Origin of the sequence: Paraburkholderia acidiphila, assembly GCF_009789655.1 — a bacterium.
GTDB lineage: Bacteria > Pseudomonadota > Gammaproteobacteria > Burkholderiales > Burkholderiaceae > Paraburkholderia > Paraburkholderia acidiphila.
On record NZ_CP046909.1, the window covers coordinates 2,248,472 to 2,270,611 of the forward strand.

Consider the following 22,140-nt stretch of genomic DNA (forward strand, 5'->3'; position numbering starts at 1 on the left):
GCGCGCTTGTGCTGCAAGCCGGACGTGCGGCATACAATGCCCAGCGGCCCGTGTGCGATAGCGTGATGCGCCCATGCCGGCCGAACGTCCACGTTACGCCCGAGCCCATGCCCAACGAAAACAACCCCGCACGCTTTCGCTCCAAGACACTCACCGCCGCCCTCGCGTTCCTCTTTGGCAGCCTCGGCGCACATCGCTACTACCTGTACGGCCCGCGCGACGTGTGGGGCTGGGCGCATCTTTTCGGCACGCTCATCGGCATTCCTGGCGTGATGCTGCTCGTCGCAACCGAACGCGCCTCGATTCCCGGCTGGGGGCTCGCCGTGATCGGCGCGGTGTCGGTCCTTTCGGCGTTTCTGGCGGCAATCGTTTATGGGCTGCGCCCCGACGCCAAATGGGACGCGCAGTTTAATGCCGCGTTCGCGCAGCAGGGCCGCACGAGCCGCTCGGGCTGGACGGTGATCTTCGTCGTGATCTTTTCGCTGCTGATCGGCGCCTTCCTGCTGATGACGGGACTCGCGCTTTCGTTCCAGACGTATTTCGAGTCGCAGGTCGAGGCCGCAAAGGCTATCTCGCAATAACACGCCGCGAGCCCACTCAGAACAAGTCGAGTTGCGGCTTTTCACGCACGGTCTTCGACTGCACGAACGCCGACATATCGAGAATGCCGTGGCGCCGCTCATTGAGCCCGAGGCGCCGCACCGCATTGTGAAAGCGCTGCTTGAGCAGGTCGGCCCAAAGCCCCGTGCCCTTCATGCGCTGCGAAAACGCCGACTCGTAGTCCTTGCCGCCACGCATGTCGCGCACGCGGCTCATCACACGTTCGGCGCGCTGCGGGAAGTGCGCCGCCAGCCAATCCTGGAAGAGCGGCGCGACCTCCCACGGCAGGCGCAGCACGATATAGCTCGCACTCGTTGCACCGGCCTCGGCGCAGGCTTCGAGCACGCGCTCCATGTCGGGCTCGGTCACGAACGGAATGACGGGCGCGATGCTCACGCCCACCGGCACGCCGGCTTCGGCCAGCGTGCGAATGGTACGCAGCCGCCGCGCAGGTGTCGCCGCACGCGGTTCGAGCGAGCGGGCGATATCGGCGTCGAGCGTGGTGATCGTGATGGCCGCCATGAATTGATTGCGCGCGGCCATCGGCGCGAGCAGGTCGAGATCGCGCTCGATCAGCGAGGACTTCGTGATGGCCGCGAACGGATGCTCGCGCTCGGCCAGCACCTCGACCACGCGCCGCGTGATACGCATGTCGCGCTCCACCGGTTGCCAGGCGTCCGTGTTCACGCCCAGCGCGATCGGCTCAGGCTCGTATGATGGCTTTGCGATTTCCCGCGCCAGCAACTCCGCGGCATTCACCTTTGCATAGATACGGCTTTCGAAATCGAGCCCCGGCGAGAGGCCGAGGTAGCTGTGCGTAGGCCGCGCGAAGCAATAGATGCAGCCGTGCTCGCAACCGCGATAAGGATTGAGCGAGACGTTGAACGGAATGTCGGGCGACTGGTTGCGCGTGAGGATGCTTTTCGCGCGCTCTTCGAAGACTTCGGTCCGCAGCTTGGGCTCGCCGGCTTCATGGCTCTGGCCCTTCCCACCTTCGTCTTCGACTTCGCCCGCGTGTTGCCAACCATCGTCGAACGTTTCGCGCTGGTCCACCTCGTAGCGCCCTTGCAGGTTCGTCACGGCACCGCGCCCCTTGCGTGCCGTGGGCGGCGCAACGGGGTACCAGCTATCGGGATCGGGGTGGCGGGAATCGGTCACGGCAAAAGCAAACAGGACATGAAACATCGCGGCTCAATACTGTATAAATATACAGTATTGAGCCGCGATGTCGAGTCCTAAAAACGGGGCGCTTTCCGCCACTCATTCCCCAACGGCGATAGTCAGCGTCTCCTTGATCTCTTCCATCACCACGTAGCTCTTCGACTGAACCGCGCCGGGCAGTTGCAGGAGGATGTCGCCGAGCAGCTTGCGATAGTCGGCCATCTCGCCAATGCGCGCCTTGATGAGATAGTCGAAGTCGCCCGAAACGAGGTGGCATTCGAGCACCTCGGGAATCTTCTGCACCTCGCGGCGGAACTGGTCGAACATGTTGCCGCTCTTGTGGTCGAGCGTGATCTCCACGAACACGAGCAGCGCCGCGCCCAGCACCGAGGGATTCACGCGCGCGAAATAGCCCGTGATGACCCCGTCGCGCTCCATGCGCTTCACCCGTTCGATACACGGCGTGACCGAGAGCCCGACCTGCTCCGCGAGGTCTTTCATGGCCATGCGGCCGTCCTCCTGGAGCAGCTTCAGGATGCGGTGATCGAGCCGGTCGAGCGCGCGGACCGGTTGGCGCTGCGTTCTCATGAATTCTTCCCGAAAATCTCAAAAATACGATAACAAAACCTGGTCATACAACAATAGCATAGCTACAAATACTGGCTACATCCGAATTTTCATGCCTTCCACCCTATCGGTGCCAAAACAGCGCTACGTGGGTCCCGGCAATACGGCGTAGCCCCAACGAATTGATATGGAGCAGCTATGCGAGTCGTCGTGTTGGGCAGTGGTGTGGTCGGTGTGGCCAGCGCCTGGTATCTCGCCCGCGCGGGCCACGAAGTGACGGTGATCGACCGCGAGGCCGGTCCCGCGCTCGAAACGAGTTTTGCGAACGCCGGCCAGATCTCGCCGGGCTACGCCGCACCGTGGGCCGCGCCGGGCGTCCCGCTCAAGGCGATCAAGTGGATGTTCGAGAAGCATGCGCCGCTCGCCATTCGCCTGGACGGCACGAAGTTCCAGCTGCAGTGGATGTGGCAGATGCTGCAGAACTGCACGGCCGAACGCTATGCGCTGAACAAAGGCCGCATGGTGCGCCTCGCCGAATACAGCCGCGACTGCCTGCAGGCGCTGCGCGCCGACACGGGCATTCAGTATGAAGGCCGCACGGGCGGCACGCTCCAGGTGTTCCGCACGCAGCAGCAGTTCGAAGGCGCGGCGAAGGACATCGCCGTGCTGAAGGACGCGAACGTTCCGTACGAACTGCTCACCGCCGACGAACTGGGCCGCGCCGAACCCGCGCTCGCCGCGGTGTCGGGCAAGCTCACGGGCGGCCTGCGTCTGCCCGGCGACGAAACCGGCGACTGCCAGATGTTCACCACGCGCCTCGCCGCGATGGCCGAACAATTGGGCGTGAAATTCCGCTACAACACGCCGATCGACGGCCTCGTCATGCAGGGCGACCGCATCGCGGGCGTGCAATGCGGCAACGAACTCGTGCGCGCCGATTCGTTCGTGGTCGCGCTCGGCTCCTTCTCGACGAAGATGCTCGCGGACATCGTGAAGATTCCGGTCTATCCGCTCAAGGGCTATTCGATCACGGCGCCGATCGTCAACGCCGACGCCGCGCCCGTTTCGACCGTGCTCGACGAAACCTACAAGATCGCGATCACGCGTTTTGACGACCGCATCCGCGTGGGCGGCATGGCCGAGATCGTCGGCTTCGACAAGTCGCTCAAGCAAGCCCGTCGCGAAACGCTCGAAATGTGCGTGAACGACCTGTTCCCGGGCGGCGGCGACACTACGAAGGCCACCTTCTGGACCGGCCTGCGCCCGATGACGCCGGACGGCACGCCGGTCGTCGGCCGCACACCGATCTCGAACCTGTTCCTGAACACGGGCCACGGCACGCTCGGCTGGACGATGTCGTGCGGTTCGGGCCAACTGCTCGCCGACCTGATTTCGGGCAAGCAGCCCGCCATTCGCGCCGACGATCTTTCGGTGCACCGCTATCTCGGCGACACGCAGGGCTCGCATCGCCCGGCTTATGCCTGAAGACAAGCTTTCGGCATGAACGAACACGGCGCCTGCGGGGCGCCGTGTTTCATTTCTCGACTCACTCGCTACGATTGGCGCGCGGCATCAGAACTGATCTTCCGCCAGCGCCAGCACGCCCTCGCTGCCGTTTGCGCTGACGATCGCCACTTCGAGCGCCACCGCCTGCGGCAAGACGTGTTGCGCGAAGAACTGCGCCGTGGCGATCTTCGCGCCATGGAATTTCGGATCGGTCTGCATGAGACGCTGCGAGGCGAGCATCGCACGCGCCATCTGCCAGCCGCCCAGCACGATGCCCGCCAGCTTCAGATACGGCACGCTGCCCGCGAACACCGCGTTCGGATCGCTCTTCGCCTTCGCCAGCACGAAGTTCACGGCCGAGGCCAGCGCCTCGCGACCGAGTGCAAGATGCCTGCGCATCGACTCGAACGCCGCGCCTTGTTGCCCCGCTAACGCGTCGACGGTCTGAGCGATATCGGCAAGCAGCGCCCTTGCGGCCGCGCCGCCGTCGCGCAGCGTCTTGCGCCCGATCAGGTCGTTGGCCTGAATGGCCGTCGTGCCTTCGTAGATCGGCAGAATGCGCGCGTCGCGGTAGAACTGCGCCGCGCCCGTCTCCTCGATGAAGCCCATGCCGCCATGCACCTGCACGCCAAGGCTCGTCACTTCCAGCGCGAGTTCGGTGCTCCAGCCCTTCACGATCGGCACGAGATATTCGTAGCGCGCCTGATGCCGCGCGCGGGCCGCCTCGTCGGGATCGCCATGCGCGCGATCGCTCTCGCCCGCCGCCACGTACGCGAGTGCGCGCGCGGCTTCGGTGAGTGCACGCATTGTCGCAAGCATGCGGCGCACATCCGGGTGATGGATGATGCTCACTGCCGCTTTCGCGGAGCCGTCCACCGGGCGGCTCTGCACGCGCTCCTTCGCATAGGCGAGCGCCTTCTGGTACGCGCGATCGGAAACGGCCACGCCCTGCATGCCCACGGCGAAACGCGCCGCGTTCATCATGATGAACATGTATTCGAGGCCGCGATTCTCTTCGCCGATCAACTGGCCAATCGCGCCGCCATGGTCGCCGAATTGCAGCACGGCGGTCGGGCTCGCCTTGATGCCGAGCTTGTGTTCTATCGACACGCAATGCACGTCGTTGCGTGCACCAAGCGTTCCATCTTCGTTGATGAGGAACTTGGGCACGATGAAAAGCGAAATGCCTTTCACGCCTTCGGGCGCGGTGGGCGTGCGCGCGAGCACGAGATGGACGATGTTCCCGGCCATGTCGTGCTCACCCCACGTGATGAAGATCTTCGTGCCGAACAGCTTGAACGTGCCGTCGCCTTGCGGCTCGGCGCGCGTGCGCACGGCCGCGAGATCCGAGCCCGCCTGGGGCTCGGTGAGGTTCATCGTGCCGGTCCAGTCACCCGAGATGAGCTTCGGCACGAAGCGCTGCTTCTGCGCTTCGGTGCCGGCGGTGAGAAGCGCTTCGATGGCGCCGTCGGTGAGCAGCGGGCACAGCGCGAACGAGAGATTCGCCGCGTTGAGCATTTCCACGCACGGCGTGCCGACGAGCTTCGGCAAGCCCTGTCCTTCGTATTCCTGAGGATGCTGCACGCCCTGCCAGCCGCCTTCCACGTATTGCCGGAATGCCACCTTGAATCCGGGCGTGGCGTGCACGTTGCCGCTTTCCCAGCGGCTCGGATTTCGATCGCCTTCGGCGTTCAGCGGCTCGAGCACCTCGCCGCACAGCCTGGCCGCTTCGTGCAGCACCGCTTCGACGGTTTCGGGCGTCGCGTCTTCGCCGCCCGGCAGTTTCGCGATCGCTTCGAGGCCGGCCAGTTCCTTCATGACGAACAGCATGTCGCTCGTGGGCGCCTGGTACATGTCAGTCTCCTCCCCTTTCCGGAGTGCGGTTCCTCAAATGACAAAGGGGCGCCGCAGCGCCCCTTTGTTGCTTCGTCTCACACCGCGCGCTCAATCATGATCGCGGCGCTCGTCGCGGGATACACCGGCCAGCTTCAGCCGAGCTCCTTCACGAGTTCCGGCACGACCGTGAACAGGTCGCCCACGAGGCCGTAGTCGGCCACGCTGAAGATCGGTGCTTCTTCGTCCTTGTTGATCGCGACGATCACCTTCGAGTCCTTCATGCCGGCCAGATGCTGGATCGCACCCGAGATGCCGACTGCCACATACAGTTGCGGCGCGACAATCTTGCCGGTCTGACCCACTTGATAGTCGTTCGGCACGTAGCCAGCGTCCACTGCTGCGCGCGAGGCGCCGAGCGCTGCGTTGAGCTTGTCCGCCAGCGGTTCCAGAACCTTCGTGTAGTTCTCGCCGCTGCCAAGACCCCGGCCGCCCGAGACGATGATCTTCGCGCTCGTGAGTTCAGGGCGGTCGAGCTTCGTGACTTCACGGCCGACGAACTGCGTGAGGCCGCTGTCCGCTGCCGCGTCGAGCTTCTCGACGGCTGCGCTGCCGCCTTCGGCCGCGACTGCGTCGAATGCCGTCGTGCGAACGGTGATGACCTTGATCGGGTCGACCGATTGCACCGTTGCGATCGCATTGCCCGCGTAGATCGGACGTTCGAACGTGTCCGGCGAATCGACAGCGGTAATGTCGCTGATCTGCGCGACGTCGAGCTTCGCGGCGATACGCGGCGTGACGTTCTTGCCCGCTGCCGTTGCCGGCGCGAGGATGTGCGAATAGTTCTTCGCAATGCTCAGGACCGTCGCTTCGACGTTTTCGGCAAGACCCTGTTCGAGTTGCGGCGCGTCCGCCAGCAGCACCTTCGCCACGCCTGCGATCTTCGCGGCTGCGTCCGCTGCTGCCTGTGCGTTGTGGCCCGCGACCAGCACATGCACGTCGCCGCCAATCTTCTGTGCTGCAGCGACGGTGTTCAACGTCGCGGCCTTGATCGAGTGATTGTCGTGTTCAGCAATAACCAGATTCGTCATTTTCGTCTCGCTCCTTACAGCACCTTGGCTTCGGTCTTCAGCTTCTCGACCAGCGTCTTCACGTCCGGCACCTTCACGCCAGCGCTGCGCTTGGGCGGCTCGGCAACCTTCAGCGTCTTCAGACGCGGCGTGACATCGACGCCCAGGTCTTCCGGCTTGACCGTCTCCAGGGGCTTCTTCTTCGCCTTCATGATGTTCGGCAGCGTGACGTAGCGCGGCTCGTTCAGGCGCAGGTCCGTCGTGACCACGGCGGGCAGCGTGAGCGACAGCGTTTCCGCGCCGCCGTCCACTTCGCGCGACACGGTCGCCTTGCCGTCGGCAACCACGACCTTCGAGGCGAACGTGGCTTGCGGCAGGTTCGCGAGAGCGGCGAGCATCTGACCGGTCTGGTTCGAATCGTCGTCGATAGCCTGCTTGCCGAGGATCACGAGCTGCGGTTGTTCCTTGTCGACCAGCGCCTTCAGCAGCTTGGCGACAGCCAGCGGCTGCAGGTCTTCGTTCGACTCGATAAGGATCGCGCGGTCCGCGCCGATGGCCAGCGCCGTGCGCAGCGTCTCCTGCGCTTGCGTGACGCCCGCGGAAACGGCGATGACTTCCGTCGCCACGCCCGCTTCCTTCAGACGCACCGCTTCTTCCACGGCGATTTCGTCGAACGGGTTCATCGACATCTTCACGTTGGCGATGTCGACGCCCGTGCCATCCGACTTCACACGAACCTTCACGTTGTAATCGACTACGCGTTTGACTGGCACAAGGACTTTCATTCACATGCTCCGAAGTTACGAATACGTCAACCTGGCGGACATTATAGCGATAGCCCTGTCGGGCCGATCTGCCACCAGCAATTTTCACGAACCACCGCTGCCGCACCCCCTGCTTCACCCCGGCCATCAGTAGCGAACGATCGTGCGATTTTACGGTGGAAAAAACCCGGGCATCAAGCCCGGGCGCCGAAAAATATCTCTAATTTCACCGCCTGGAGGGGCTTACCAGGCGGTGATGACCGCCCCGCCGAACTTCGTTTCGATGTACTGCTTCACTTCCGGCGAGTGGTACGCGGCGACCAGTTTGGCCACCCAGGGCTTGTTGCGATCGGCCTCGCGGATCGCGAGGATATTCACGTAAGGCCCCTTCGGGTCTTCGATTGCGATCGCGTCCTGTTTCGGCTTCAGGCCCGCTTCCATCGCGAAGTTCGTGTTGATCGCGGCGGCGTCCACGTCATCGAGCGAACGCGGAATCTGCGCGGCGTCCAGTTCGACGATCTTCAGCTTCCTGGGGTTTTCCACGATGTCGAGCGGCGTGGCCTTCAAACCTGCGTTGGCGCGCAATTTGATGAGACCCTGGCTTTGCAGCAGCAGCAACGCGCGGCCGCCATTCGTCGGATCATTGGGCACCGCGATACGAGCACCCGGCTTCAGTTCGGACAGCGATTTGATCTTCTTCGAGTAGATGCCCATCGGGAACGTGACCGTGTCCGCGATCTTGATGAGCTTGTAGCCGCGATCCTTCACCTGCGCATCGAGATACGGACCATGCTGGTAGCTGTTGGCGTCGAGGTCGCCGCCCGCGAGCGCCGCATTCGGCTGTACGTAGTCGGAGAACTCGATGATCTTGATGTTCAGGCCGTTCTTCGCGGCCACGCTCTTCACGACTTCCATCAGCTGCTCGTGCGGACCGCCCGTCACGCCGACCTTGATGGTTTCGTCCGCGTGCGCAGCAAGCGGAGCGAAGAGCGAAGCCGCGCCAAGCGCCACCGCGAGCCGGATCATGAAACGACGTTGCATACCCAACCTTTGTCTTGTGTAGTTATGTTGATCGAAAAACTGCCTGTTTTAAGGCTTATTTATGGCTCAAGCGCCGCACGAGCCAGTCGCCGAACGACTGCACGAGTTGCACGAACACGATCAGGATCACGACGACGATCAGCATGACTTCGGGCTCGAAGCGCTGATAGCCGTAGCGGATGCCGAGGTCGCCAAGACCGCCGCCGCCGATCGCACCCGCCATGGCCGAATAGCCGACGAGCGAAATGAACGTGATGGTGAGCCCCGCCACCACGCCGGGCAGCGATTCGGGCAGCAGCACCTTGAAGACGATCTGGCTCGTGCTCGCGCCCATGGCCTGGGCGGCTTCGATCAGGCCGCGATCGACTTCGCGCAGCGCGGTTTCCACGAGCCGCGCGATGAACGGCGCGGCGGCAATGGTGAGCGGCACGATGGCGGCCGCCGTGCCGATCGACGAGCCGACCACGACACGCGTGAACGGAATCACGGCAACCAGCAGGATGATGAACGGCGTGGAGCGCACCGCGTTGACGATCACGCCCATCACGCGATTCGCGGCGATGTTCTGCAGCACGCCGTTGCGGTCGGTGAGATAGAGCAGCACGCCGAGCGGCAGGCCGATGGCCGCGCCCACGAGTCCCGAGATGCCCACCATGATGAGCGTCTCCCAGAACGACTGGACGAACATGTCGAACATTTCACTCCACATGGGACAACTCCTCCACCACGACACCTTGCTCGCGCAGCCACGCAATGGCCTGCGCCACCTTCACCGGATCGCCGCCCGCGAGCACCGCGAGCGAGCCGAACGCCTGCCCCTGGATCTCGTCGATCTGGCCATGCAGGATGTTGAAATCGAGTTCGAAGCGGCGAATCGTTTCCGACAACACCGGCTGGTCGACGCCCGTGCCCTTGAACGCGAGCCGCAGCAAATGGCCGCTGCCCTTCGCGAGGCGCTCCGCCACGCGCGCCTTGAGCGCGGGCGGCAATTCCTGGGCGATCACGTCGCCGAGCAGCGCGCGCGTGACTTCGTGGCGCGGCTGCAAAAACACGTCGAGCACGGGGCCGCTTTCCACTACGCGGCCAGCATCGAGGACGGCCACGCGGTCGCAGACCTGTTTGATCACTTCCATCTGGTGCGTGATCATCACGACGGTCAGATTCAATTCGCGATTGATCTTGCGCAGCAGGTCGAGAATCGCGCGCGTCGTTTCGGGGTCGAGCGCCGAGGTCGCCTCGTCCGAAAGCAGCACCTTCGGCTTGCTCGCGAGCGCGCGCGCAATGCCCACGCGCTGCTTCTGGCCGCCGCTGATCTGCGAGGGATAGCGGTCCTTCTGCGCGGTGAGGCCGACCAGATCGAGCAGCGGCAGCACCGTCGCTTCGATCTCGGCGCGCTTCACGCCTGCAAGCTCCAGTGGCAGCGCGACGTTGTCGAATACCGTACGCGACGACAGCAGGTTGAAGTGCTGGAAGATCATGCCGATCTCGCGGCGCGCTTCGCGCAGGTCGCCCGACGAGAGCGAAGTGAGCGTGCGCCCGTTGACGACGATGTCGCCTTCGGTGGGCCGCGTGAGCAGGTTGATGGTGCGCACGAGCGTGCTCTTGCCTGCGCCGCTGCGCCCGATGATGCCGAACACTTCGCCCGGCGGAATCGTCAGATTGACGTTGTGCAGCGCCTCGATCCAGCCTTGTGGGCCGGCGAAGCGCTGGGACACGTTTCGAATTTCGATCATGGAAAAAAGCAAAACGGCGGGTGTGCCGCGCGCCGCTCGCATTGACCGCTCCTTTCGGATTCCCGGAAAACGCGTCGCGCCGGCAGACAGCCGCCGTTTGATGGACTGGATTTAGTGGGCCATTTTACCCTGGCACGCAAAATTCCTTTTAATAATCAATTTCGATACTTTCATAACTCGTTTGCATTAGAGGGCTCTGGCAACGCGTTGGCGTTCGCCCGGCCGCTACACTGCTGCCGACAGACTGACACCGAAAACGAACCGCCCAACCAGGGAGCGAGATGGAGACCAGTCAGAACATCGGCGCATCGGAAGCCACGGAGCCCACCGAGCGATCGACGCTACGCACGCGCGACGGCGTCGAATTGCCGCTCTATGTCTGGCGCGCGAACGCGCCGCCGCGCGCGGCCCTCGCGTTGGTTCATGGCCTCGCGGAACATGCGGGCCGCTATGCCGCGCTTGCGACGCGGCTGAACGCCGCGGGCATCGACCTCTACGCAATCGATCTGCGCGGTCATGGGCATGCACTTGGCCGCCGCACCTGGGTTGCGCGCTTTGACGAATATCTCGACGACGCCGAAGCGCTGCTCGCGCACGCGAGCGCGCAATGCGCCGCACAGCGCACTCCGCTCTTCCTGATGGGCCACAGCATGGGCGGCGCAATCGCCGCGCTCTACGCCGTCGAACGCTTGCCGCAAACGCGCGTGCCGCTCGCGGGCTTGCTGCTTTCGAGCGCGGCGCTGGCGCCGGGCCGCGATGTGCCCGCATGGATGATCGCCGCGAGCCGCGTGATCAGCGCAATCTGGCCGACCTTTCCGGCCATGAAGATCGACGCGGCGCTGCTCGCGCGCGACGCCGCCGTGGTCGAGGCGAATCGCGCGGATCCGCTCGTGCATCACGGCGCGATTCCCGCGCGCACGGGCGCGCAACTACTGGAAGCGATGAAGCGCATCGAGGCCGGCCGCGCACAATTGCGGCTACCCGTGCTGATCTGGCATGGCACCGAGGACAAACTCACCGAGCCCGAAGGCAGCCGCGCATTCGGCGCGAACGTCGGATCGCCCGATCGCACGCTTACGCTCTATGAAGGCTGCTACCACGAGACGCTCAACGACCTCGATCGCGAGCGCGTGATCGGAGCCATGATCGACTGGATCGACCGGCACTGCTGAGCGGCCCCTCGCGCTATTTCGCCCCGCGTTTCTCGATGAATGCCTGCACGCCGTCGAGCGCGGGGTCGGTCATCATGTTGCAGGCCATGGTCTGTCCGGCCAGTTGATACGCGGCTTCGATGCCCATTTCGAGCTGCCGGTAGAAGAGCCCTTTGCCGGCCGCGACCGCTTCGCGTGGCTTCGCACAGATGCTCGCGGCAAGCGCCGTCACGGCGGCGTCGAGTTCGTCGGCGGGGACCACGCGATTCACGAGGCCTTCGCGCAGGGCTTTTTCGGCGTCGATGAATTCGCCCGTCATCAGCATCTCGAAGGCCGCCTTGCGCGAAACGTTGCGCGAGAGCGGCACGGCAGGCGTCGAGCAGAAGAGCCCGAGATTGATGCCTGACACGGCAAAGCGCGCCGTATCCGCCGCCACCGCCAGATCGCACATCGCGACGAGCTGGCAGCCCGCCGCCGTCGCCACGCCCTGCACGCGCGCGATCGCCGGCTGCGGCATCTTTTGAATGGCCAGCATCATCTTCGAGCAGCGCTCGAACAGCTTCGCGTAGTACTCCCGAGAAGGCGCCGCGCGCATTTCCCTGAGATCGTGGCCCGCGCAGAACGCGCGGCCCGCTGCAGCGATGACGATCACACGCGCATCCGATTTCGCCAGCGCGGCGAGTTCGGTCTGCACCGCATCGATCAGCGCTTCGGAAAGCGCGTTGAACGCATCCGGACGGTTCAGCGTAAGGCTCACGACGCCTTGCACGCCATACGCGTCGCGCGTGACTTCGACGAGCGATGGCGAGGCGGAGGGAATGGCACTCACGATGCATGTCTCCTTCGTTCGATATGCGTGACAACGGGTGACTGGATGCGGTTGCCTAGATATCCGCCAGCACCCGCAAATGCGCGACCACGCTGCGGCCAAGCGCCGAGAGGTTATAGCCGCCTTCGAGGCTGCTCACGATACGCCCCTTCGCATAGCGGCCCGCGATCTCGCGAATCTGTTCCGTGATCCACGCGAAGTCGTCCTCCACGAGCCCCATGTTGCCGAGATCGTCTTCACGATGCGCGTCGAAGCCCGCCGAGACGAACACCATCTCCGGCTTGAATTCGTGCAGGCGCGGCAGCCACATGATGTCGATGGCCTCGCGCACTTCCATGCCTTTCGTGCGCGCCGCAATCGGCAGGTTGACCATGTTCGGCGCCGGATTCTCGGCCCCCGAATACGGATAGAACGGATGCTGGAAGAAGCTGCACATCAGCACGCGCGGATCGCCTGCGAACGCCGCTTCGGTGCCATTGCCGTGATGGACGTCGAAATCGACGATCGCCACGCGCTGAAGGCCATGAACTTCCAGTGCATGGCGCGCCGCGATCGCGATGTTGTTGAAGAAGCAAAAGCCCATCGCGCGCGCGGGCTCCGCGTGATGGCCGGGCGGCCGCACACTGCAGAACGCGTTTTCGTAGCGCCCTGCGAGCACGGCATCGGTGGCCGCGATCGCCGCGCCCGCCGCGCGCAGCGCCGCCTGCCACGTGTGCGGATTCATCAGCGTGTCGGGGTCGACGCTCGCGTAGCCTTCCTTGGGCGCCAGGTTGCGGATGAAGTCGATGTGCGCCTGGGTATGCACGCGCAGGAGATCCGCTTCGGTGGCAAGCGGCGCCGATTCGTCGCGCTCGATCAGCCCGTCGATGCGGCTCGCGATCAGCTGGTCTTCGATAGCCTGCAGGCGCGCCGGGCATTCGGGATGCCATTCGCCCATCTCGTGCAGCAGAAAATCGGGGTGAGAGAAGAAACCGGTTGTCATGGGTCGCACTGGCCGCGAGCTTCGCGCATGTGCGCGGCCGCGGGTCTCCGTCTGTCTTTTGTCTGGCGGCGCGCCGGCCGGCGCGCGAACAGACACCACGTTACCACAGCGACCTGGTGCTCACGCGCCACGCCGGCGCGCAACGGCCCAATTCCCATAAGGCGCTCGGTTATACTGCCCGGGATCTTCCTGGACCGCTCTCCCCCTCTCTCGCTCATGACGCACACGACCGCTCTGTCCGCCTCCAGCCGCCCACGTCGCACGACCCTCGCACTCGCGCTTTGCGTCGCGGCGTCGTTGTGCACCGGCGCGGCGCGCGCGCAAACTGCCGCGCCGAAATCGCGACAGACGCCGCTCACGCTCGCGCAAGCCCAGCCGCAAACGCCGACGCAAGGCCAGACGTTCGAAGAGGAAATCGTCCCGCAGCGCTACGCGAACAATCCGGATGTCGACGGCTTCATCAACGACATGGTGGCGCGCTACGACTTCGATCCCACCGCGCTGCACGCGCTCTTCGCGAGCGCGAATTATTCGGCGACGGCGGTGAAGCTCGTCACGCCCTCGCCCGTGCCGGGCGTGAAAAACTGGCGCGCGTATCAGGCGCGCTTTCTCGACCCGGTACGCATCAATGCGGGCGTGCGCTTCTGGCGTGCGAACCAGGCCACGCTGCAGCGCGCGTCGGAAGAGTTTGGCGTGCCGCCTGAGGTGATCGTCGGCATCATCGGCGTGGAGACGATTTACGGCCGCTACATGGGCAACTTCCGCGTGCTCGATGCGCTCACCACGCTGGCCTTCGATTATCCGAACACGCCGAATCGCGCCGAGCGCATGGCAACGTTCCGCAAGAATCTCGAAGACTATCTCGTGTGGACGCGCGACGCGCAGATCGACCCGTCTTCGGTGCTCGGGTCGTACACGGGAGCGATCGGCATTCCGCAGTTCCTGCCGAGCAGCATCGTGCAGTACGCGGTGGACTACGAGGGCAACAATCACATCGACCTGCGCGCGAGCACGGCCGACGCGATCGGCAGCGTGGCGAACTATCTGCGGCAGAACGGCTGGGAATCGGGCCGGCCCGTGGTGTGGAATATCGCGACCGACGCGGGCAGTCTCGGCATTGCGCAAGCCGCCGCGGACGGCAAGCCGGAACCACGCTGGCCGCTCAGCCAGTTGCTGCGCTCGGGGCTCGTGCTCGACCAGCCGGACGTGGACGTCGCCGCCGAGGCGGGCACGCCCGTTACGGTGATCGACCTGCCCTCGCCCGGACGCGGCACGGAGTACAAGCTCGGGCTCAAGAATTTTTATGTGCTCACGCGCTATAATCGCAGCTTCTTTTATGCGCTCGCGGTGTATCAACTCGGTATGCGCGTGAAGGCGCAGATGCTGGCGACGCAGCCCGGCGTAGGTGTGGGCCCGGCGAACGGGAATGGTGGAAACGGTGGCAACGGCGGCGGCAACGGAAATGGCAACGGCATGAACGGCGCCCCGAACGGTACAGGCACGACGCCACCCGGCCAGCAAGACTAATTTCAGCCGCACCAAACAAATCGGCCTTCGGAAACACCGAAGGCCGTTTTTCTATACAGCTACGCTTCAATCAAGCGGGAAACACACCCGTAGACAGATAGCGGTCGCCACGGTCGCAGACGATGAACACGATCGTCGCGTTCTCGACCTGGCGCGCGAGGCGCAGCGCCACCTCGCATGCGCCGCCCGACGAGATGCCCGCGAAAATGCCTTCGACCGAGGCGAGCCTGCGCGCCATGTTTTCGGCGGCGGCCTGGCTCACGTTCTCCACGCGATCCACGCGGCTGCGGTCGAAAATCTTCGGCATATACGCTTCGGGCCACTTGCGGATGCCAGGAATGCGCGAGCCTTCTTCCGGCTGCGCACCGACGATCTCAATGGTCTGATTCTTTTCCTTCAGAAACTGGGACGTGCCCATGATCGTACCGGTCGTACCCATCGACGAAACGAAGTGCGTGATGCGCCCTTCGGTGTCGCGCCAGATTTCCGGGCCCGTGGCCTCGTAGTGCGCAAGCGGATTGTCGGGATTGGCGAACTGGTCGAGGATGATGCCCTTGCCGTCGCGCTGCATTTGCTCGGCGAGGTCGCGGGCATATTCCATGCCGCCCTTGACCGGCGTGAGCATGATTTCAGCACCGTAAGCGGCCATGCTCTGACGGCGCTCGACCGAGAGGTCCTCCGGCATGATCAGCACCATCTTGTAGCCACGAATCGCGGCTGCCATGGCGAGCGCGATGCCCGTATTGCCGCTCGTCGCTTCGATGAGCGTATCGCCCGGCTTGATGCGGCCGCGCTCTTCGGCTTTGCGGATCATCGAAAGCGCCGGGCGGTCCTTCACCGACCCAGCCGGGTTGTTGCCTTCCAGCTTGGCCAGCACGACGTTGTTGCGAGCGCGGATTTCGTCGTCCGCCAGGCGGACGAGCTGCACGAGCGGTGTATTGCCGATCGTGTCTTCAATGGTCTTGTAGGGCATGGGAATGAGGGTGAGGCGCGATGACGTGATCCGTCGATTCTAAACCACGCAGCAAGCGACCGCTGAAGACCCCGCTGGAACCCATTACGCCGGTATGGACGCAGGCTGGCGATCCAGGCTCGAGGCGCGGCAAAAAAGCCCGCGGCTCGGGCCGCGGGTCAACGTCGCGGGTCGACATCACCTGAGCGACACCTGAAGGAGACTGCACCGCGCGCTGCTCACGCACGACGCGCGGGATAAAACACGAGTGGACGCCTACTTCTTGACGGCCACGGTTGCCGGCTGCGGCGCTCCGACCTTCGCGGGCGTTGCCTGTGCAACCTTCGCCTGCCCCGCCTGGGCATTCGCGGGGCCCACCGCCAATCCTTCGGCCTGCAAACGTTCGACGGTATGGCCGCCCAGACCCTTCACGCGCTTGCCGAGGTCAGCGGCATCCTTGTACGGACCGTGCGCGCCGCGCTCGTCGAGAATCGCCTTGGCGCGCGCGGGCCCAATGCCCTTGATGCCGCGAAGCGCGTCTTCGTTGGCCGTGTTGACGTCCACGGCCGCGAAGGCGTGGCTGAAAACGGCCAGAAGCGCGGCCGCCGCAAGGATTTTTCGGAACATGCTGGATCTCCCTGAAAACGCCGGCGACCATCGCCGGCGAGGAGAGTCCAGTTTATGAAGTCACGGCTTCGCGTTACACCTGGCCAGAAAGCCAACGTACGTAACGATCCACGCCTTCCTGAACCGTCAGGAACGGCGCGTCGTAGCCCGCTGCGCGCAGCTTCGACTGGTCCGCTTGCGTGAAGCATTGATACTTGCCGCGCAGCGCGTCGGGGAACGGGATGTACTCGATCAGCCCTTCCTTGACCTGCTCCGCGAGCGAGAGCGCAGGCTTGCCTTCCATCGCACGCAGCGTGTTCACGACGGTCGTTGCGATGTCGTTGAACGGCTGTGCGCGGCCACTGCCGAGATTGAAGATACCGGTCTTCTCCGGATGATCGAAGAAGAACAGGTTGACCTTCACCACGTCCTCGACGGAGACGAAGTCGCGCGTCTGCTCGCCCGGCGCATAGCCGTTGTACTCGCCGAACAGCTTCACGCGGCCTTCGGCGCGGAACTGGTTGAAGTTGTGGAACGCCACCGAAGCCATGCGCGCCTTGTGCGTCTCGCGCGGCCCGTACACGTTGAAGTAGCGAAAGCCCGCAATCTGGCTCTGCGCCGTGGGCAGCACGCGGCGGATCACCTGGTCGAACAGGAACTTCGAATAGCCGTACACGTTCAGCGGCGCTTCCACTTCGCGCTCTTCGACGAAGCGCGTCGAGCCGCCATAGATCGCCGCCGACGACGCATACAGAAACTGCACGCGCTGCGCGAGACACGCGTCGAGCACGGCGCGGCTATAGCGGAAGTTGTTGTCCATCATGTAGCGGCCGTCGGTTTCCATCGTGTCCGAACAGGCGCCTTCGTGGAACACCGCGCGCACGTTGCCGAAATCGCCGCGCGTGAAGCGCTCGACGAACTCGGTCTTGTCGATGTAGTCGTCGATCTCGCAATCGACGAGATTCCTGAACTTGTCCGCGCGAGTGAGATTGTCGACGGCGATGATGCGGTCTTCGCCGCGTTCGTTCAGCGCCTTGACGATGTTGCTGCCGATAAAGCCGGCCGCGCCGGTGACGATGAGAGTCATGATAGGTCTGCGGTGACGAGGTTCACGCGAGGTTGATGCGAGGTCGACCCACAACCGGGAAAACTCTCCGGAAATCCCGGCCGGGGTGCGAGCGCGTGCGGAACGTTATTGAAAGAGTTCGTCGTAATCGACGGTGGCCGTACCGAGCTTGCCGACCACGATGCCGGCCGCGCGATTCGCGAGCGCAACGCCCTCGACGAGCGGCAAACCCGCGCCCAGCATGACCGCGACCGTCGCGATCACGGTGTCGCCGGCGCCCGAGACATCATACACTTCGCGCGCATCAGCCGCCGCGTGCAGCGCGCCGTCATCGGAAAAGAGCGTCATACCCTCTTCCGAGCGCGTGAGCAGCAGCGCGTCGAACTGCAGTTCGCGGCGCAGCGTCGTGACGCGCGCGTGCAGGTCTTCCTCGGACTTCCAGGTCCCGACCACTTCGCGCAGCTCCGCACGGTTCGGCGTGATCAAGCTCGCGCCGCGATAGCGCTCCCAGTCGTCGCCCTTGGGGTCGACGAGCACCGCCTTGCCCGCCGCGCGCGCCTTCGCGATCATCTGCGTGACGTGCGTGAGGCCGCCCTTCGCGTAGTCGGAGAGCAGGATCACGTCGTGCGTGGGCAGCAGCGCGTCGAAACGTGCGAGGCCGGCGAGCAGGATCTCGTGCGCGGGCGTGTTCTCGAAGTCCACGCGCAAGAGCTGTTGCTGACGCGAGAGCACGCGCAGCTTGATCGTGGTCGGCAGCGCAGGATCACGTTCGAGATACGCATTCACATTGCTTTCGTCGAGCAGCTCGACGATACGCTCGCCGGGTTCGTCGTGGCCCACCACGCACAGGAGGCCCGCATGCGCACCGAGCGCCGCCGCGTTGCGCGCGACGTTCGCGGCGCCGCCGAGACGGTCTTCCTTGCGCTGCACATGCACGACCGGCACCGGCGCTTCCGGCGAGATGCGGTTGACGTCGCCGAACCAGTAGCGGTCGAGCATGACGTCGCCCACCACGAGCACGCGCGAGGTGGCGAGCTTCTCGCGCGGCACGACGCGCACTTCGGGCGCGATAGCCGTGGCGAGCGCATTGACCGGCGTAGCTTCAGGCTGCGGAGTTTGCGAGATTGACATGGGGCCGCCCAATCGAGTGATAGTCAATGCCGAGCTCCGCCATGGCGTCGGGCTCGTAGAGATTGCGTCCGTCGAAGATACGCGGTGCCTTGAGCACCTTCTTCAAATGCGCGAAATCGGGCGCCTTGAATGCAGTCCACTCGGTGACGATCACGAGCGCGTCCGCGCCGGTGAGCGCGTCGTCCTGGCTCGACGCGAACGTAAGGCGCGCATGCTGCTCGGGCGCGTTCGCGAGATCGAGCGCGAATACGCGCTGCGCTTCCTCGGCCGCGACCGGATCCCACGCGGCCACCGTCGCGCCACGCGCAAGCAGGTCGGCGATCAGGCGGCGGCTCGGCGCTTCGCGCATGTCGTCGGTGTTCGGCTTGAATGCGAGGCCCCATACCGCGAAGTGCTTGCCGGCGAGGTCCTCGCCGCACACCTTGGCGATCTTCTTCACGAGCACTTCCTTCTGGCCGTGATTGACCTCCTCGACCGCTTCGAGCACGCGCAGGTTCTGGCCTGACTCCGCGGCCGTGCGGATCAGCGCCTGCACGTCCTTCGGGAAGCACGAGCCGCCATAGCCGCAGCCCGCATACAGGAAGTGATAGCCGATGCGCGGATCGGAACCGATGCCGCGGCGCACCGACTCGATGTCGGCGCCCACGCGGTCGGCGAGATTCGCCATCTCGTTCATGAACGAGATGCGCGTGGCGAGCATGGCGTTGGCCGCGTACTTCGTGAATTCGGCGGAGCGCACGTCCATGTAGATCGTGCGCTCGTGATTGCGGTTGAACGGTGCGTAGAGGCGCTTCATCTTCTCGCGCGCGGCGTCGCCGTTCTCGTCCTCGTCGAGGCCGATGATGATGCGGTCCGGACGCATGAAGTCGTCCACGGCCGCGCCCTCTTTCAGGAACTCGGGGTTCGAGACAACCGAGAAGCGATGGTCCACGCTATGCATGAGGCCGCGTTTGGCCAGCTCTTCGGCCAGCACGCCGTGCACGCGCTGCGCCGTGCCGACCGGGACCGTCGACTTGTCGACGATCACCTTGAAGCCGTTCATGTGGCGGCCGATACTGCGCGCCGCCTCGAGCACGTACTGGAGATCGGCCGAGCCGTCTTCGTCGGGCGGCGTGCCCACGGCGATGAACTGCACCTCGCCATGCTCGACGCTCGCCGCCACGTCGGTGGAAAACGTGATGCGTCCGGCCGCGCGGTTGCGCGCGATGAGTTCGAGCAGTCCCGGCTCGTGAATCGGTACGCCGCCGCCATTCAGGATATCGATCTTGCGCGGATCGACATCGAGGCAAAACACGTCGTGACCAATTTCGGCAAGACACGCACCGGTGACGAGGCCGACGTAGCCGGTACCGACAATGGTGATCTTCATAGGCGCTCCGGTGACAGATGCTGATGTTGTAGTGACTGTGTGTGCGTGGCCGCCCTGGCGCCACGCAACGCTCGCGCGCCCTTGGGCTCAGCTCGACGCGGGAACCGGCTCGACGCGGCGCGGCGCATAGGTTTCCCAGCCGCTGCAGCCAGGACACTGCCAGTAGAAGAGGCGCGCCCGGAAGCCGCAGTTCTGGCACGTGTAGCGAGGCAGGTTTTTGGTGCGCTGCTGGAGCAGCTTGCGCATCAACTCGAGTTCGCTGCGGCGCGGCTCTTCGGCGCTCGCCTGCTGCGCTTCGAGCAGGCGAGCCATGCCGGCGAGGTTCGGCGACTTCTGCATCTGCGTACGCGCGAGCGCGTGCGCCGCATCGGCGCCGCGCAGCGCGGCGACATGCTTGTAGGCGACGTCGAGCAGGTCGTTCGATGGATACGCATCGACCCACGTCGTGAGCAGTTGCGCGCCCTCTTCGGCGCGGCCGAGCGTCTCGTAGGCCTTCATGACCTTTTCGGCGACGAGCGGCAGATACGCGGGGTTTTGCGCCTCGACTTCGCGCCAGTGCCCAAGCGCCGCCTCGCAATCGCCGCTGGCCGCATCGACATCGCCCGCGAGGATCGTCGCGCGCACGTTCTGCGCATTGGCCTTGAGCGCCAGCGTGAGCTGACGGCGTGCTTCGTCGGGCTTCTTTTGCTGAAGCGCTTCCTGCGCGAGTTCGCAATGGAACTGCGCTATCTCGAGGTCGAGCGACGCGGCGCCCATTGTTTCGAGGTGACGCGCGGTGTCGATGCAGCGGTTCCAGTCCTTCTCGATCTCGTAGATCGCGAGCAGCGCGCGCTGCGCGCCAAGTGCGAAATCGCCCGACTTGAGCTTGCCGAAGGTTTCCTCGGCGCGGTCGAGCATGCCGGCCTTCAGGAAGTCCTGACCCAGTTCATAGAGCGCGTGGTCGCGCTCGTTCACTGGCAGGTCGGAGCGCGAGAGCAGATTCTGATGCACGCGGATCGCGCGATCGGTCTCGCCACGGCGGCGAAACAGATTACCGAGCGCGAAGTGCAGTTCGACGGTTTCAGGGTCGAGCTTGGCGACCTCGATGAACGCGTCGATGGCCTTGTCCGGCTGCTCGTTGAGCAGAAAATTCAGCCCGCGGAAATACGAGCGCGGCAAGTTGGCGCTTTCGGAAAGGAGTGCCTTCAGGTCGTAGCGCGACGCCATCCAGCCGAGCGCGAAAGCGACGGGAATGACGAGGAGCCACCAAAAATCGAGATCCATGCGAGCGATGGTATGAACGGAAAATCAGCCGCACACGTTCAGGCGCGCGGCACGGCAATACAAATCAGATGAGCGGCGGCAGCGGCGGCTCGACGCTCGGCGTGGGCGTTTCACGCGCCACACGCAAGTCGCGTTTGAGGCGGCCGTTTTCCATGCGCAGCCGGAACACGCCCGGCAGCGCCGAAAGCAACCCCGCCAGCAGCCCCACCACGAAAAACGCGAGGCCGATCAGGATCAGCGGAGCCTGCCACGAATATCCGGCCAGAAAGTTCAGCGTCGCGGTTTGCGTGTTGGCGAGCGCGAGTACGAGCAGCAGTACGAACACCAGCACACGGATCACCCAGGCGATCAATCTCATTGAAGGATTCTCTTGGCAGTTGAGAAAGGCGCCGGCGTGGCGAACATGCTGCGCCGCAGCACAAGCCGCGCCGAAGTGTCCCGTATTGTAATTGAACGGCTCGCGCACCGACACGTATGAGCAAGCGCGGCGCCAGATCAAACCGGGGCGCCAGCGCAAACAGCGTCGAAAAGGCGCAGACGAAAAAAAGCGCCGGGGTTATTCACCCCAGCGCTTTTTACCGGTCCATGCATTCTGGCCATCTGGCATTGACCGCCGACGACCGCAATCGCCCGATCGAAAAACGATCCAACGCTTACAGGTCGTCGTCCGGCTCGTCCGCCTTCAGCGGCTCGCCCGAATTACGGTCCACGCGTTCGCGCAGTTCCTTGCCCGGCTTGAAGTGCGGTACGAACTTCTCAGGCACCAGCACCTTTTCACCCGACTTGGGATTGCGCCCAACGCGCGACGGCCGACGATTCAGGCCGAAGCTGCCAAAGCCGCGAATTTCGATGCGATGGCCCTTGGCAAGCGCCTCGGACATCGCATCGAGCATCGTCTTGACCGCGAAATCCGCGTCCTTGAGAACAAGTTGCGGAAATCGCGTAGCCAGCTGCGCGACCAATTCAGATTTGGTCATACTTCAGCTTGC

Annotated in this window: 22 protein-coding genes; 4 read left to right on the forward strand and 18 right to left on the reverse strand. The window is 64.4% G+C overall.

Annotated features, from left to right (window positions below):
• Positions 1–107 precede the first annotated feature (107 nt).
• A complete protein-coding gene (locus FAZ97_RS10130; RefSeq protein ID WP_158758314.1) occupies positions 108–581 on the forward strand; it encodes an NINE protein in 474 nt (157 codons plus the stop codon).
• A 16-nt stretch (positions 582–597) separates the two neighbouring features.
• Here FAZ97_RS10130 and FAZ97_RS10135 read toward each other — a convergent pair whose 3' ends face one another.
• Positions 598–1,785, reverse strand: a complete 1,188-nt coding sequence (locus tag FAZ97_RS10135; RefSeq protein WP_158758315.1) for a PA0069 family radical SAM protein — start codon at positions 1,783–1,785, stop codon at positions 598–600.
• A gap of 75 nt (positions 1,786–1,860) precedes the next feature.
• Positions 1,861–2,349 (reverse strand): Lrp/AsnC ligand binding domain-containing protein, encoded by a 489-nt coding sequence (locus tag FAZ97_RS10140; RefSeq protein WP_042261052.1) that lies wholly within the window; start codon positions 2,347–2,349, stop codon positions 1,861–1,863.
• A 177-nt stretch (positions 2,350–2,526) separates the two neighbouring features.
• On the opposite strand from FAZ97_RS10140, the gene FAZ97_RS10145 reads away from it, so the two are divergent.
• The gene (locus FAZ97_RS10145) at positions 2,527–3,813 is read left to right on the forward strand and encodes a D-amino acid dehydrogenase (protein WP_158758316.1); all 1,287 of its coding nucleotides are present in this window, start codon (positions 2,527–2,529) and stop codon (positions 3,811–3,813) included.
• An 87-nt stretch (positions 3,814–3,900) separates the two neighbouring features.
• Here FAZ97_RS10145 and FAZ97_RS10150 read toward each other — a convergent pair whose 3' ends face one another.
• The 6 genes from FAZ97_RS10150 to FAZ97_RS10175 all read right to left on the reverse strand — a co-directional run bounded on the left by FAZ97_RS10150 (position 3,901) and on the right by FAZ97_RS10175 (position 10,275).
• Complete coding sequence (locus FAZ97_RS10150; protein WP_158758317.1) at positions 3,901–5,688, reverse strand: acyl-CoA dehydrogenase; 1,788 nt, start codon at positions 5,686–5,688, stop codon at positions 3,901–3,903.
• A 134-nt stretch (positions 5,689–5,822) separates the two neighbouring features.
• A complete protein-coding gene (locus FAZ97_RS10155) occupies positions 5,823–6,758 on the reverse strand; it encodes an electron transfer flavoprotein subunit alpha/FixB family protein (protein WP_158758318.1) in 936 nt (311 codons plus the stop codon).
• A 14-nt stretch (positions 6,759–6,772) separates the two neighbouring features.
• Positions 6,773–7,522 (reverse strand): electron transfer flavoprotein subunit beta/FixA family protein, encoded by a 750-nt coding sequence (locus FAZ97_RS10160; protein ID WP_133183693.1) that lies wholly within the window; start codon positions 7,520–7,522, stop codon positions 6,773–6,775.
• A 222-nt stretch (positions 7,523–7,744) separates the two neighbouring features.
• A complete protein-coding gene (locus FAZ97_RS10165) occupies positions 7,745–8,542 on the reverse strand; it encodes a MetQ/NlpA family ABC transporter substrate-binding protein (protein ID WP_158758319.1) in 798 nt (265 codons plus the stop codon).
• 55 nt (positions 8,543–8,597) lie between these two features.
• Positions 8,598–9,251, reverse strand: a complete 654-nt coding sequence (locus tag FAZ97_RS10170) for a methionine ABC transporter permease (RefSeq protein WP_158758320.1) — start codon at positions 9,249–9,251, stop codon at positions 8,598–8,600.
• The gene (locus FAZ97_RS10175; protein WP_158758321.1) at positions 9,241–10,275 is read right to left on the reverse strand and encodes a methionine ABC transporter ATP-binding protein; all 1,035 of its coding nucleotides are present in this window, start codon (positions 10,273–10,275) and stop codon (positions 9,241–9,243) included. The genes FAZ97_RS10170 and FAZ97_RS10175 overlap by 11 nt, the downstream gene beginning before the upstream one ends.
• A gap of 281 nt (positions 10,276–10,556) precedes the next feature.
• On the opposite strand from FAZ97_RS10175, the gene FAZ97_RS10180 reads away from it, so the two are divergent.
• On the forward strand, positions 10,557–11,447 hold the full coding sequence (locus FAZ97_RS10180; protein WP_158758322.1) for an alpha/beta hydrolase: 891 nt from the start codon (positions 10,557–10,559) through the stop codon (positions 11,445–11,447).
• 13 nt (positions 11,448–11,460) lie between these two features.
• Here FAZ97_RS10180 and FAZ97_RS10185 read toward each other — a convergent pair whose 3' ends face one another.
• Entirely contained in the window at positions 11,461–12,255 is a 795-nt protein-coding gene (locus FAZ97_RS10185; RefSeq protein WP_158758323.1) for an enoyl-CoA hydratase, read from the reverse strand.
• A gap of 55 nt (positions 12,256–12,310) precedes the next feature.
• Entirely contained in the window at positions 12,311–13,237 is a 927-nt protein-coding gene (locus tag FAZ97_RS10190) for a histone deacetylase family protein (RefSeq protein ID WP_158758324.1), read from the reverse strand.
• Between the two features lie 216 nt (positions 13,238–13,453).
• Here FAZ97_RS10190 and mltB point away from each other — a divergent pair, with 216 nt between their 5' ends.
• Entirely contained in the window at positions 13,454–14,764 is a 1,311-nt protein-coding gene (mltB, locus tag FAZ97_RS10195; RefSeq protein WP_158758325.1) for a lytic murein transglycosylase B, read from the forward strand.
• A gap of 70 nt (positions 14,765–14,834) precedes the next feature.
• Here mltB and cysM read toward each other — a convergent pair whose 3' ends face one another.
• The 8 genes from cysM to FAZ97_RS10235 all read right to left on the reverse strand — a co-directional run bounded on the left by cysM (position 14,835) and on the right by FAZ97_RS10235 (position 22,128).
• Positions 14,835–15,737, reverse strand: coding sequence for a cysteine synthase CysM (gene cysM, locus FAZ97_RS10200; protein ID WP_158758326.1), 903 nt, complete (start codon positions 15,735–15,737; stop codon positions 14,835–14,837).
• A gap of 255 nt (positions 15,738–15,992) precedes the next feature.
• The gene (locus FAZ97_RS10205; protein WP_158758327.1) at positions 15,993–16,343 is read right to left on the reverse strand and encodes a ComEA family DNA-binding protein; all 351 of its coding nucleotides are present in this window, start codon (positions 16,341–16,343) and stop codon (positions 15,993–15,995) included.
• Positions 16,344–16,416: 73 nt separating this feature from the next.
• The gene (rfaD, locus tag FAZ97_RS10210; RefSeq protein ID WP_158758328.1) at positions 16,417–17,409 is read right to left on the reverse strand and encodes an ADP-glyceromanno-heptose 6-epimerase; all 993 of its coding nucleotides are present in this window, start codon (positions 17,407–17,409) and stop codon (positions 16,417–16,419) included.
• A 105-nt stretch (positions 17,410–17,514) separates the two neighbouring features.
• Positions 17,515–18,519, reverse strand: coding sequence for a D-glycero-beta-D-manno-heptose-7-phosphate kinase (rfaE1, locus tag FAZ97_RS10215; RefSeq protein ID WP_158758329.1), 1,005 nt, complete (start codon positions 18,517–18,519; stop codon positions 17,515–17,517).
• Positions 18,491–19,888 (reverse strand): UDP-glucose dehydrogenase family protein, encoded by a 1,398-nt coding sequence (locus FAZ97_RS10220; RefSeq protein WP_158758330.1) that lies wholly within the window; start codon positions 19,886–19,888, stop codon positions 18,491–18,493. The genes rfaE1 and FAZ97_RS10220 overlap by 29 nt, the downstream gene beginning before the upstream one ends.
• 87 nt (positions 19,889–19,975) lie before the next feature.
• On the reverse strand, positions 19,976–21,151 hold the full coding sequence (gene lapB / locus FAZ97_RS10225) for a lipopolysaccharide assembly protein LapB (RefSeq protein ID WP_158758331.1): 1,176 nt from the start codon (positions 21,149–21,151) through the stop codon (positions 19,976–19,978).
• A gap of 64 nt (positions 21,152–21,215) precedes the next feature.
• Positions 21,216–21,509 carry a lipopolysaccharide assembly protein LapA domain-containing protein gene (locus tag FAZ97_RS10230; protein ID WP_028208175.1) on the reverse strand — a complete coding sequence of 98 codons (294 nt, stop codon included), beginning with the start codon at positions 21,507–21,509 and terminating at the stop codon, positions 21,216–21,218.
• A gap of 295 nt (positions 21,510–21,804) precedes the next feature.
• A complete protein-coding gene (locus FAZ97_RS10235; RefSeq protein WP_027817382.1) occupies positions 21,805–22,128 on the reverse strand; it encodes an integration host factor subunit beta in 324 nt (107 codons plus the stop codon).
• Positions 22,129–22,140: the final 12 nt, after the last annotated feature.

Excerpts from the sequence above, each read along its gene's own strand:
- FAZ97_RS10230 (WP_028208175.1), bottom strand. The coding sequence starts at position 21,509 with ATGAGATTGATCGCCTGGGTGATCCGTGTGCTGGTGTTCGTACTGCTG.
- FAZ97_RS10150 (WP_158758317.1), bottom strand. The coding sequence starts at position 5,688 with ATGTACCAGGCGCCCACGAGCGACATGCTGTTCGTCATGAAGGAACTG.
- FAZ97_RS10170 (WP_158758320.1), bottom strand. The coding sequence starts at position 9,251 with ATGTGGAGTGAAATGTTCGACATGTTCGTCCAGTCGTTCTGGGAGACG.
- lapB (WP_158758331.1), bottom strand. The coding sequence starts at position 21,151 with ATGGATCTCGATTTTTGGTGGCTCCTCGTCATTCCCGTCGCTTTCGCG.
- FAZ97_RS10165 (WP_158758319.1), bottom strand. The coding sequence starts at position 8,542 with ATGCAACGTCGTTTCATGATCCGGCTCGCGGTGGCGCTTGGCGCGGCT.
- rfaD (WP_158758328.1), bottom strand. The coding sequence starts at position 17,409 with ATGACTCTCATCGTCACCGGCGCGGCCGGCTTTATCGGCAGCAACATC.
- FAZ97_RS10190 (WP_158758324.1), bottom strand. The coding sequence starts at position 13,237 with ATGACAACCGGTTTCTTCTCTCACCCCGATTTTCTGCTGCACGAGATG.
- FAZ97_RS10155 (WP_158758318.1), bottom strand. The coding sequence starts at position 6,758 with ATGACGAATCTGGTTATTGCTGAACACGACAATCACTCGATCAAGGCC.
- FAZ97_RS10130 (WP_158758314.1), top strand. The coding sequence starts at position 108 with ATGCCCAACGAAAACAACCCCGCACGCTTTCGCTCCAAGACACTCACC.
- FAZ97_RS10220 (WP_158758330.1), bottom strand. The coding sequence starts at position 19,888 with ATGAAGATCACCATTGTCGGTACCGGCTACGTCGGCCTCGTCACCGGT.
- mltB (WP_158758325.1), top strand. The coding sequence starts at position 13,454 with ATGACGCACACGACCGCTCTGTCCGCCTCCAGCCGCCCACGTCGCACG.
- cysM (WP_158758326.1), bottom strand. The coding sequence starts at position 15,737 with ATGCCCTACAAGACCATTGAAGACACGATCGGCAATACACCGCTCGTG.
- rfaE1 (WP_158758329.1), bottom strand. The coding sequence starts at position 18,519 with ATGTCAATCTCGCAAACTCCGCAGCCTGAAGCTACGCCGGTCAATGCG.
- FAZ97_RS10145 (WP_158758316.1), top strand. The coding sequence starts at position 2,527 with ATGCGAGTCGTCGTGTTGGGCAGTGGTGTGGTCGGTGTGGCCAGCGCC.
- FAZ97_RS10180 (WP_158758322.1), top strand. The coding sequence starts at position 10,557 with ATGGAGACCAGTCAGAACATCGGCGCATCGGAAGCCACGGAGCCCACC.
- FAZ97_RS10140 (WP_042261052.1), bottom strand. The coding sequence starts at position 2,349 with ATGAGAACGCAGCGCCAACCGGTCCGCGCGCTCGACCGGCTCGATCAC.
- FAZ97_RS10160 (WP_133183693.1), bottom strand. The coding sequence starts at position 7,522 with ATGAAAGTCCTTGTGCCAGTCAAACGCGTAGTCGATTACAACGTGAAG.
- FAZ97_RS10135 (WP_158758315.1), bottom strand. The coding sequence starts at position 1,785 with ATGTTTCATGTCCTGTTTGCTTTTGCCGTGACCGATTCCCGCCACCCC.
- FAZ97_RS10205 (WP_158758327.1), bottom strand. The coding sequence starts at position 16,343 with ATGTTCCGAAAAATCCTTGCGGCGGCCGCGCTTCTGGCCGTTTTCAGC.
- FAZ97_RS10175 (WP_158758321.1), bottom strand. The coding sequence starts at position 10,275 with ATGATCGAAATTCGAAACGTGTCCCAGCGCTTCGCCGGCCCACAAGGC.
- FAZ97_RS10235 (WP_027817382.1), bottom strand. The coding sequence starts at position 22,128 with ATGACCAAATCTGAATTGGTCGCGCAGCTGGCTACGCGATTTCCGCAA.